This window comes from Streptomyces sp. NPDC023481 (assembly GCF_055560195.1).
The window spans coordinates 104,292-115,835 of the sequence record NZ_JBVHJE010000023.1; the positions used below are offsets into that span (position 1 = coordinate 104,292).

An 11,544-nucleotide genomic window follows, 5' to 3' on the forward strand; every position below is an offset into this window, starting at 1 on the left:
CCGGCGCGGACGGGCCGGCGCGCCCACCGCCGCACCGGCGGACGAGCCACCGAGAGAGAGCCCCCATGCCCGCACACCTCACCCTGGACAGCTTCCGCGAGGACCTCGCGGAGTTTCTCTTCCTGGAACCCGGCGAAGTCGACCTGACCGAGAGTCCGTTGGACGCCGGACTGGACTCCCTGCGCATCGCCACCCTGCTGGAACGCTGGCGGGCGGCGGGCGCCCAGGTGACGTTCGTGGAACTCGCCGAGCGCGCCTCCTTCGCCCAGTGGTGGCAGCTGCTCACCGAGCGCACACCGGGATCCGGCCGTGCCGGCGCCTGAGCGGCGCCCGCTGCTGGCCGCCCAGGAGGGCATCTGGGCCGGCCAGCAGCTCGACACCGACTCCCCGGCCTACAACACCGCCGAGTACCTGCGCATCGCCGGCCCGCTGGACACGGCCGTCTTCGACCGGGCCCTGCACCACGTCGTCGCCGAGACCGAGGCCCTGAACGTCACCTTCGACACCGACGACACCGGCCGCCCCCGGCAGACCGGCACCCCGGCCGGCGACTGGCACACCCACATCGCGGACCTGACCGCCGAACACGACCCGCACACCGCCGCACTGGCCTGGATGGACCAGGACCTGGCCCGTCCCGTCGACCTCACCCGCGGGCCGCTCTTCGGCCACGCCCTGCTGCGGACCGCCCCGGAGGAGTTCCTCTGGTACCACCGCGTCCACCACATCGCCCTCGACGGCTTCGGCCTCTCCCTCGTGGCCCGGCGCGTCACCCAGGTCTACACCGCGCTCAAGACGGGCGAACCCGTCCCCGACAGCGGTTTCGGCACCCTGGACGCCGTCCTCGCCGAGGAACGCGCCTACCGCGACTCCGCCCGCCACGCGGCGGACCGGGCCTACTGGACCGAGCGCTACGCCGACCACCCGCCGGTGGCCACCCCGGCGGGCCGCTCCGCCCTGCCCGCCCGCACCTTCCACCGGCACGTCACCGACCTCGACCCGGCCGCCGCCGACCACCTGCGCACCGTCGCCCGCGCCCTGTCGGTCACCTGGTCGGAGACCCTGCTCGCGGTGACCGCCGCCCACCTGCACCGGCTCACCCGGGCACGGGAGATCGTCCTGAGTTTGCCGGCGATGGGCCGCCTCGGCTCGGTCTCCCTGCGGGTGCCCGCCATGGTGCGCAACATCCTGCCCCTGCGGATCCCCGTCACCCCCGACGACAGCCTCCGCGACCTCGTTTCCCGGGTCTCGCGGGAACTGCGCGCCGCACTGCCCCACCAGCGCTACCGCTACGAGCAGCTGCGGCGCGACCTGAGGCTGGTGGGCGGCCGGCGCCGGCTGTCGGGGCCGGGCGTGAACATCATGCCGTTCGAGTACGGCCTGACCTTCGCCGGGCACCCGAGCACCGTCCACAACGTGTCCGCCGGCCCGGTGGACGACCTGGCGGTCAATGTCTACGACCGCGGGGACGGCACCGGTCTGCGGGTCGCCGTCGACGCCAACCCGGAGCTGTACACGCGGTCCGGGACAGCCGCTTTCCGGGACGGTCTGCTCGCCCTGCTGACGGAGGCACTCGCCGCCCCGGACCGGCGGCTCGCCGACCTGGACCTGGGGCGCGCCGACCTGGACCTGGGGCTCACCGACTTGGACCGTCCGCTCGGCACCTCGGACCAGCTGCTCGCCGACCCGGACCGCCCGCTCGGCGCCCCGGACCGGTCGCTCGCCGACGCAGACGGGCTGCTCGCCAATCCGGACCAGCTGCTTGTCGTCCCGGACCGTCCGCTCGGCGCCTCGGACCGCCCGCTCACCGCCCCGAACCGTCCGCCGGGCACCCCGAATCGGCCGCTCGGCGGATCGGGGGCATACCGGACCGTACCCGTTCTCGACGGCGGCCCGCTGCCCGCCCCGGCCCGCCGGGTGCTGAGCCTGATCGCCGACCACGCCACCCGGAGGGGCGGAGCCGTCGCCGTCGAGCACGCCGGGACGCGGCTGACCTACGCCGAACTCCTCGGTACCGCAACAAACATCGCGCGCGGACTCGCCGGCCGTGGCGTCGGAAGGGGCGACCTGGTGGCCGTAGCCCTGCCCCGGGGTGCGGACGCCGTCACCGCCCTGCTCGGTGTGCTGCTGTCGGGCGCCGCCTACTGCCCCCTCGACCCGGGGGCACCCGGCCGCCGTACGGCCCTGTCGGCGGCCGACACCGCGCCGGCGCTCGTCCTGACCACCGGCGAGCATGCGACTGGGTTCGCGGACCACCCCGTACTGCCCCTGGGGAAGCTGACGTCCGGGCCCGGCACCATTACCGGCTCCCCGCCCGCGCCACGGCTCACGGACCTCGCCTACGTCCTGCACACCTCCGGCTCCACCGGCCGGCCCAAGGGCGTGGCGGTCGGCCATGCCGCGCTGGCCCACTTCGTCGCCGCGGCCACGCACCGCTACGGGCTGCGCCGCGAGGACCGCGTCCTGCAGTTCGCGCCGCTGCACTTCGACGCCAGCGTGGAGGAGATCTTCCTGACCCTCTGCGCGGGCGCCACCCTGGTGGTGCGGACCGACGACATGACGGAGTCGGTACCCGACTTCCTCGACGCCTGCGCCCGGCTGCGCATCAGCGTGCTGGACCTGCCGACCGCCTACTGGCACGAAGTCGCCTACGCGGTGTCGACCGGCGCCGCCGCCCTGCCGGAGCGGGTGCGGACCGTCGTCATCGGCGGCGAGGCGGCCCTGCCCGAACGGGTCGAGCGGTGGCGCAGGGCCGTGGGCATTTCGGTCACGCTGCTGAACACCTACGGCCCGACCGAGGCCACCGTGGTCGCCACCGTCGCCGACCTGAACGACCCCGGGCTCGCTCCCGGTGACGTTCCCATCGGTTTGCCGCTGCCCGGCACCCGGGCCGCGGTGGTCGACGGCGAGCTGTACCTGCTGGGCCCGACCCTCGCCGACGGCTACCGGGGAGACATCCCGGACGGCGCCCGCTTCGCCCCGCTCACGGCCCTCGCCGGCGCTCCCCGTGCCTACCGCACCGGGGACCTGGTCCGCATCGGCGAGGACGGGCAACTGCGCCATCTCGGCCGCGCCGACGACGAGTTCAAGCTCAGCGGGCACCGGGTGCAGCCCGCCGAGGTGGAGAGCGCGCTGCTCACCCATCCCCGGGTCCGGGAGGCGGCCGTAGCCGGGCAGGTCCTGCCGGACGGCAGCCGGCGCCTGGTCGCCCACGTGGTGGCCGAGCCCCCGGCACCGTCCGCCGCCGAGATCAGGGCACACCTGAGGCCGAGGCTGCCCGCGGCGCTGGTCCCCTCCGCCGTCGAGGTCGTCGACCGGCTGCCCCGCACCGGCTCGGGCAAGACCGACCGGGCCGCGCTCGCCGGGCCGCCCGCTCACCGGGAGCCCACGGACGGCAGCCCTCTGGAGCAGACCATCACCGGGATCTGGCGGCAGATCCTCGGCGCCGACGCGGTCGCCGTGGACGACGACGTGTTCGACCTGGGCGCCCAGTCCCTCCAGGTCATCCAGGTCGCCAACCGGCTCGCCGCGGACACCGGCCGTACCGTGAAGGTCGCCTGGCTCTTCCAGCACCCCACCGCCGCCGCCCTCGCCCGGTTCCTCACCGCGGCCGCCGCCCAGCGGACCCGACCCGCCCGGTCCGCGCCCCCCGCCCCGCCGGCCGGGACCGCACTCGATCCGGGCATCCGGCCCGGCAGGAAGCGGACCCCGGGTGCCCCCCTCCGACGGATCCTGCTCACCGGCGCCACCGGCTTCGTGGGTGCGCACCTGCTGGCGCGGCTGCTGGCCGACACGGACGCCGAGATCGTCTGCACGGTACGGGCGGCCGACGTTGCGGAGGCCACCGCCCGCGTCCACGCGGCCCTCGCCCGGCACGGCATCGCCCTGGACGCCCGTGCGGCGGCCCGCGTCACGGCCCTGCCCGGAGACCTCGCCCGCGCCGACCTAGGCCTGCCCCCGCAGACCCGGTCCGTCCTCGCCGAGGGCTGTGACGCGATCCTCCACAACGCCGCGACCGTCAGCATCCTGCGCGACTACGCGACCCTGCGCGCCGCCAACACCGAATCCACCCGGCAACTGCTGCGCCTCGCGGCCGTGAACACCACACCCCTGCACTACGTCTCCACCCTCTCCGTCGCCCCGCCGGCGCGCCACAGCCCCGAGGTGCCGGAGGCGTTCCTGCCGTTCCACGACGGCCTGCGCCACGGCTACCAGCAGTCCAAGTGGGCCTCCGAACGCCTCCTGGAACAGGCGGCGCAACGCGGCCTGCCCGTCACCGTCCACCGGCTGGGCCGCGTGGTCGGACCCGCCCGGACGGGACACGTCAACGAGCGGGACTTCCTGTTCGGTGTGCTGCGGGCCGGCATCCCCGCGGGGATCGTGCCCGACCTCTTCACGGACGAGGTCTGGACCCCGGTGGACTTCGTCGCGCGCTGCCTCGTCCGTCTGTCTCTCGGCCTGGAGGACCCGACGGCCGCCGGCCCGGTCTTCCACCACGCCGTCCTGCCCCGCGTACGGCTCGCGGACGTGTACGACTGGGTGCGGGAGTACGGCTATCCGGTACGGACCCTGCCGCTCGCGGACTGGCGGGCGCGGCTGCCCCGCTCGGCCGACGCGGCGGCCACGGCACTCGCCTTCTTCGACTCCGCCGAAGGAGGCACCGCCGGACAGGGCGCCGATCCGAGCCCGGGGCACGTCCGCGCCGACCGGGCCCGCGCGGGCCTGGCCGGCAGCGGCATCACCTGCCCGCCCGTCGACCGCGCCCTGTTCTTCCGCTACCTGGACCACTCGGTGACGGCCGGCCTGCTGCCGGCCCCCACCCGGCCGTCCGCGACATAGCCGGAAACTTCCGGGAACCCGCGGCCACTTCGACCCGACTACTGCAACAGAACCCGCACCCCAGGCGCACGCCCCGCACGCAAGGAGCCCGCATGCCGATGAACCGGCCGGCCGCCGCCGCAGCCCTGGCCGCCGCACTCTGCCTGCTCACGGCTGCGTGCGGCTCGCCGCCCGACGACAAGGCGGGCAGCACGACGGCCGACATCGCCGCCGCGAAGAACGGCTACCCGGTCACCCTCGACAACTGCGGTGTGAAGGAGACCTTCGAGAAGGCGCCCAGCCGGGTCGTCGTGATGAACGGCGCCTCCGTCGCCGAGATCTCCACCCTGCTCGCCCTCGGCCTCGGTGACAGGATCGTCGCCAACCAGCAGAGTTACGGCATGTCCGAGGTGCCGGGCCGGGCCGCGGCGATCAAGAAGCTGCCCACGGGTGACGTGAAGCTCAACGACGCCTACGACATCCCCCGCGAGGCGATGATCGGCCTGCGCCCGGACCTGGTGCTGTCCACGACCTCGTACGGCTTCGACCAGAAGAACGGCTTCGCCACGCGCGAGCAGTTGAAGGACGTCGGTGCCCACACCTACGTCTCCCCGCAGGGTTGCGGTCAGGACACGTCCGGGATGACCATCGCCGACAGCTACCGGCTGCTGCGCGACCTGGGCAGGATCTTCGGCGTCGGCGGCAGGGCCGAGAAGCTGATCGCCGCCTCCGAGAAGAACATCGCCGCCGTCACCCACAAGGTGAGGGGGAAGAAGAAGCCCAAGGTCATGGTGCTCTTCTCCCACATGTCGATGGGCGGCAACGACTTCAGCTCGGTCGTGGCCAAGGGCATCTACAACGACATCCTCGCCAGGGCCGGCGGCACCAACGCCTTCGAGAACGCCTCCCCGACCTCCTTCGCCGACCTGAGCAAGGAGAAGGTGGCCGCCACCGACGTCGACGCCCTCGTCGTCATCGGCTACAACGACCCCGACCCGGCGGCCTACGCCAGGGCACTGCTCAAGGAGTTCCCCCAGTGGCCGGCCGCCGAGAACCGCACGTACGTGACGCTGTCCGACTCGATGTACCTCGGTCCCAGCAACGACCTCGCCGTCCGGAAGATCGCCGAGATGCTGCACCCGGACGCCTTCTGACCCGGCTCAGGGTGCCGCTGGCCTTCACGCTGCTGCCGGTCGCGCTGGTCGCCACCATGATCGTGGCGATCAGCATCGGCGCGGTCGACGTACCCGTCGGTGACGTGTGGGGGATCGTCCTCCACCACGTCACCGGGGCGAGGACGGGGCCCGGCGATCCCGCGCTGGACCAGATCGTCTGGAACTTCCGCACCCCGCGGGTGGTTCTGGCCGCCCTCGTCGGCGCGGGCCTGGCCGTCTCCGGGGCGGTACTCCAGACGGTGGTGTCCAACCCGCTGGCCGACCCCATCGTGCTGGGCTTCTCCTACGGCGCCACGCTCGGCGCGGTCCTCGTCATCACCCTCGGCGGCGGCGTCGCCCTCGCCGGACTCGGGGTGTCGGCGGCGGCCTTCCTCGGCGCGGTGGCCGCCGGCGCCCTGGTGTTCGCGCTCGGCCGGCGCCGGGGCCGGATGGCACCGACCCGGCTGGTCCTGGCCGGCGTCGCCGTCGGGTACGTCTTCCTCTCGGCCACCAGCTTCGTGCAACTCCAGGCCACCCCGACCGAGTTGCGGACGGTGATGTTCTGGATGCTGGGCAGCGTCGCCGGCGCCCGGTGGGACCAGCTCCCGACGGTGTCCGTCGTCGTCCTCGCCACGACCGTACTGCTGTCCCTGTTCGGCCGCCGCCTCAACGTGCTCCTCGCCGGCGACGAGTCGGCCACCGCGCTCGGCGTCGACGTCAACCGGCTGCGTGCCGTCCTGCTGGTCCTCAGCGCGCTGCTCACCGGCACCGTCATCGCGGTCGCCGGCAGCATCGGCTTCGTCGGCCTCATGATCCCCCACCTCGTGCGGCTGACCACCGGCGCCGACCACCGCCGGCTGCTGCCCCTGACCGCCCTGCTGGGCGCCGTCTACCTGGTCCTCGTCGACCTGCTCTCCCGCACGCTCGACCGCCCCAACGAACTGCCCCTGGGTATCCTCACCGCCCTCCTCGGCGCCCCCTTCTTCCTGTGGCTGCTGCGCCGTGACAAGGGGCTGGACTGAACCATGAGACTCCACGTCGACCGGCTCCACGTCACCCTGGACCACACCCCGATCCTGCACGACGTCAGCCTTGAGGCCGAGAAAGGCCACATCGTCGGCCTCGTCGGGCCCAACGGCAGCGGCAAGTCCACCCTGCTGCGCACCGTCTATCGCTCACTGCGCCCCGCGGACGGGGTGGTCCGGGTGGGCGAGGAGGACGTGTGGGACCTGTCCCCACGCGCCGCGGCCCGCCGTACGGCCGCCGTTCTCCAGGACGCCGGAGGCCACACCACCGGCCTGACCGTCACCGAGATCGTCGCCCTCGGCCGCGCCCCCCACCACGGCCTCCTCGGCCGCGACGGACCCGAGGACCGGGCGGCCGTGTCCGACGCCCTCGACCGCTGCGGCGTACGGCCCTTCGCCGACCGCGCCTACGCCTCCCTCTCCGGAGGCGAACGCCAACGCGTCCTGCTGGCCCGGGCGCTGGCCCAGAATCCCACGCTGCTTGTGCTGGACGAACTCACCAACCACCTCGACATCCGGGCCCGGTTCGAGCTGCTGGACCTGATCCGCGCCACCGGCATCACCACCCTCGCCGTACTCCACGACCTCGACCTCGCCGCCCGCCTCTGCGACCACCTGGTCGTCCTGCAGGACGGGGCGGTGGCCGCGGCGGGCCCGGTGCTGGAGGTGCTCACCCCCGGCCTCCTCGCCGACGTCTTCGGCGTCCGGGCGAGCGCCGAACGGCACGCCGACGGTGTCGTCCGCATCACCTACGCGGCCCGGCCCCTCGCCCACGGCGGGCGCCCGCACGACGCGGCACGTTGACCGAAACCTGGCAGGGGCTTTGCTGCGGCCCTATTGTTGTTGCAATACGATTGCAGAAATGCTGGAGGGCGCGGCTGAAAACAACCGCTCGCCGAGAAGTAAGGGTCACTCCCCATGACCACCGCTCCTGATTCCGCACCCACCCGGCAGACCGCTCCTGCTGCCGGCCGCGGCATCTCGTGGCACCGTATCCGCACGTCGATGACGCGGAAGGAGTGGACCGGCGTCGGCGGGATGGCCGCCTTCATCCTGGCGCTGCACGTCATCGGCTGGTTCACCCTGGTCGTGATCGTCGCCCCGGAGCACTACAGCCTGGGCACCAGGACCTTCGGCCTCGGCATCGGCGTCACCGCCTACACGCTCGGCATGCGGCACGCCTTCGACGCCGACCACATCGCCGCCATCGACAACACCACCCGCAAGCTCATGGGGGAGGGCAGGCGCCCGCTGTCGGTCGGCTTCTGGTTCTCGCTCGGGCACTCCTCGATCGTCTTCGCCCTCGCCTTCCTCCTCTCGCTGGGCGTGAGGACGCTGGCGGGCCCCGTCCAGAACGACGACTCCGCCCTGCACGACATCACCGGCTGGATCGGTACGACGGTCTCCGGGACGTTCCTCTACGTCATCGCGATCCTCAACCTGGTGATCATGGCGGGGATCTGGAAGGTGTTCCGGCAGATGCGCGCCGGCCACTTCGACGAGGACGCGCTGGAGCGGCAGCTGAACAGCCGCGGCTTCATGAACCGGCTGCTCGGCCGTCTGATGAGGTCGATCACCAAGCCCTGGCAGATGTACCCGCTGGGCCTCCTGTTCGGCCTCGGCTTCGACACCGCGACCGAGGTCGCGCTCCTTGTCCTCGCCGGCTCGGGCGCCGCCTCCGGCCTGCCCTGGTACGCGATCCTCTGCCTGCCGGTCCTGTTCGCGGCCGGCATGTCGCTGCTGGACACCATCGACGGCTCGTTCATGAACTTCGCCTACGGCTGGGCGTTCTCCAAGCCGGTCCGCAAGGTCTACTACAACCTCACCATCACCGGTCTGTCCGCCGCCGTCGCCCTCGTCATCGGCACCGTCGAACTCCTCGGCCTGGTCGCCGAGAAGGCCGGCCTGCACGGCCCGTTCTGGGACTGGGTCTCCGGACTCGACCTCAACATCGTCGGCTACGTCATCGTCGGTCTGTTCTTCGCCACCTGGCTCATCGCCCTGCTGGTGTGGAAGGCCGGCCGCATCGAGGAGAAGTGGACGGCCGGGCCGGCCCGGCCGGCCACCGCGGACGAGGGCGCCGAGTAGCGCCCGGTCCGACGGCGGCGCCCCCGGCCCTCGCGCGGCTCCGGCACGGAGCGACATGGGACGGGGGTCCTAGGTCCAACGCATGATCGCGAGATACCGTTCCTACTGTTAGCGTGCAGTTGCATACGACTCGCAATAACCTCGGAGGACGTTGGACATGGCGCTTTACACGCTCCCGGAACTTCCCTACGACTACTCCGCCCTCGCGCCCGTGATCAGCCCCGAGATCATCGAGCTGCATCACGACAAGCACCACGCGGCGTACGTCAAGGGCGCGAACGACACGATCGAGCAGCTCGCCGAGGCGCGGGACAAGGAGTCGTGGGGATCGATCAACGGCCTGGAGAAGAACCTGGCCTTCCACCTCTCCGGGCACATCCTGCACAGCATCTACTGGCAGAACATGACCGGCCCGAAGGACGGCGGCGGCGAGCCGCTGGCCGCCGACGGCGTGGGTGACCTGGCCGACGCGATCACCGAGTCCTTCGGCTCGTTCGCCGGCTTCAAGGCGCAGCTGACCAAGGCGGCGGCCACCACCCAGGGCTCCGGCTGGGGCGTGCTCGCCTACGAGCCGCTCAGCGGACGCCTGATCGTGGAGCAGGTCTACGACCACCAGGGCAACGTCGGCCAGGGCTCCACCCCGATCCTGGTCTTCGACGCCTGGGAGCACGCCTTCTACCTCCAGTACAAGAACCAGAAGGTGGACTTCATCGAGGCCATGTGGGCCGTCGTCAACTGGCAGGACGTGGCCAGGCGCTACGCCGCCGCCAAGGAGCGCGGCGACAGCCTGCTCCTCAAGCCGTGACGCCGTAGCCGCACGACCGTCCTGCCCGTGATCGTCTTCTCACCGTTCGCGGCAGGCACGCCCAGGGCCCCCGCCGGCACTCCGCCGACGGGGGCCCTGCCGCAGCGGGCAAGATCGTCCGTGACTGGCGCGTTCGCGGGATCCTGGAAGGAACCAACGAGATCATGCGTGTCATCGTGGCTCGCGGCCTGAGGGAGGCGTTCGGATGACCGGCAGCGAGGAACCCGTCCTGCTGGAGACCAGGGGGCGCGCCGCGCACGTCACCCTCAACCGGCCCAGGGCGCTCAACGCCCTCACCCACGACATGGTCCGCCGGATCGACGCGGCCCTGACCGAGTGGGAGCGGGACCCGGCCGTCGAGACCGTCGTCGTCACGGGCGCGGGGGAGCGCGGCCTGTGCGCGGGCGGCGACATCCGCGCCATCCATGACGACGCCCTCGACGGCGACGGCACGGCCTCGGCCGCGTTCTGGCGCGACGAGTACCACCTCAACGCCCGCATCGCCCGCTACCCGAAACCGTACGTCGCCGTCATGGACGGCATCGTGATGGGCGGCGGCGTCGGGGTCTCCGCGCACGGCAGCGTCCGGGTCGTCACCGAACGGTCGAGGATCGCCATGCCCGAGACCGGCATCGGCTTCGTCCCGGACGTCGGCGGCACCCGTCTGCTCGCTCTCGCCCCCGGCGAACTGGGCACCCACCTCGCGCTGACCGGCGCGCGGATCGGCGCCGGCGACGCGCTGCTGTGCGGCCTGGCCGACCACTACATACCGTCCGCCGCCCTCCCGGACTTCCTGGCCGACCTCGCCGGCCTGCCCGTACGGGACGCCCTCGCGCGTCACGTACAGCCCGCCCCGCCAGGCGAGTTGGCGGACCGGCGCGTGTGGATCGACGCCTGCTACACCGCCGGGACGGTCGAGGAGATCGTCCACCGGCTGCTCGGCCAGGGCGGCCCGGACGCCAAGGAGGCGGCCGAGACCCTGCTCGCCAAGTCGCCCACCGCGCTCAAGGTCACTTTCGCCGCGATCCGCCGCGCCCGGCGGCTCGGCTCGCTGGAGCGGGTCCTCGACCAGGAGTACCGCGTCTCCTGCGCCACCCTGGGCACGCCCGACCTGGTCGAGGGCATCCGTGCCCAGGTCATCGACAAGGACCGCCGCCCGCGCTGGTCGCCCGCGACCCTCGCCGAGGTCACCGGCGCCGACGTCGAACGCTTCTTCGCCCCCCTCGGCGACCGCGAACTGGGGCTCGCCGGACCCGGCACCGCCCCGGAGGTGTGCGAACGGCGCCTGTGAACCGCGGTGTTCGCGACCGCCGGACAGACGGAGGGAATGGGCGCCCCCAGCGACAGGAGGCCGCCCGGAGTTCCGTCACCGCTGAACCGTCGGCACACGACCGTCCGCCCGGTGCGAGAGGAAGATCATACCGGGCGGACGGACGCGGCCTTGGCCAGGCCCGTGACTCGCGATACGGTCTGTCCGATATCGACGACGGCGAGACGGAAGCCGGTGGGAATCCGGCACGGTCGCGCCACTGTGTGCGGGACCCCCTCTTGGGGCGTCACGTGAGTCAGACCCGTGGCCGTCGTCCTGTGCACCACCGAGATGGGACGCGAACTCCCAGAGGAGGTACTGCCATGGCGCAGTCCGTCGCCCAGC

The 11,544-nt window shown here is 72.6% G+C and carries 8 protein-coding genes and 1 riboswitch; all 8 genes read left to right on the top strand.

Going from position 1 to position 11,544, the window contains the following annotated elements:
- Positions 1-65: 65 nt before the first annotated feature.
- The 8 genes from ACZ3ZD_RS34075 (at position 66) to ACZ3ZD_RS34110 (ending at position 11,181) form a co-directional block, all read left to right on the top strand.
- Complete coding sequence (locus ACZ3ZD_RS34075; protein ID WP_467406244.1) at positions 66-323, top strand: phosphopantetheine-binding protein; 258 nt, start codon at positions 66-68, stop codon at positions 321-323.
- On the top strand, positions 310-4,839 hold the full coding sequence (locus ACZ3ZD_RS34080) for an amino acid adenylation domain-containing protein (protein WP_467406246.1): 4,530 nt from the start codon (positions 310-312) through the stop codon (positions 4,837-4,839). The genes ACZ3ZD_RS34075 and ACZ3ZD_RS34080 overlap by 14 nt, the downstream gene beginning before the upstream one ends.
- A gap of 92 nt (positions 4,840-4,931) precedes the next feature.
- Complete coding sequence (locus tag ACZ3ZD_RS34085) at positions 4,932-5,972, top strand: ABC transporter substrate-binding protein (protein WP_467406249.1); 1,041 nt, start codon at positions 4,932-4,934, stop codon at positions 5,970-5,972.
- A 56-nt stretch (positions 5,973-6,028) separates the two neighbouring features.
- A complete protein-coding gene (locus tag ACZ3ZD_RS34090) occupies positions 6,029-6,994 on the top strand; it encodes a FecCD family ABC transporter permease (protein ID WP_467406278.1) in 966 nt (321 codons plus the stop codon).
- Positions 6,995-6,997: 3 nt separating this feature from the next.
- A complete protein-coding gene (locus ACZ3ZD_RS34095) occupies positions 6,998-7,801 on the top strand; it encodes an ABC transporter ATP-binding protein (RefSeq protein ID WP_467406252.1) in 804 nt (267 codons plus the stop codon).
- Between the two features lie 114 nt (positions 7,802-7,915).
- Complete coding sequence (nicT, locus tag ACZ3ZD_RS34100; protein ID WP_467406255.1) at positions 7,916-9,085, top strand: Nickel transporter NicT; 1,170 nt, start codon at positions 7,916-7,918, stop codon at positions 9,083-9,085.
- Between the two features lie 157 nt (positions 9,086-9,242).
- On the top strand, positions 9,243-9,890 hold the full coding sequence (locus ACZ3ZD_RS34105) for a superoxide dismutase (RefSeq protein ID WP_467406258.1): 648 nt from the start codon (positions 9,243-9,245) through the stop codon (positions 9,888-9,890).
- Between the two features lie 205 nt (positions 9,891-10,095).
- Positions 10,096-11,181 (top strand): enoyl-CoA hydratase/isomerase family protein, encoded by a 1,086-nt coding sequence (locus ACZ3ZD_RS34110; protein ID WP_467406260.1) that lies wholly within the window; start codon positions 10,096-10,098, stop codon positions 11,179-11,181.
- A 158-nt stretch (positions 11,182-11,339) separates the two neighbouring features.
- Positions 11,340-11,487, top strand: a riboswitch (cobalamin riboswitch).
- Positions 11,488-11,544: the final 57 nt, after the last annotated feature.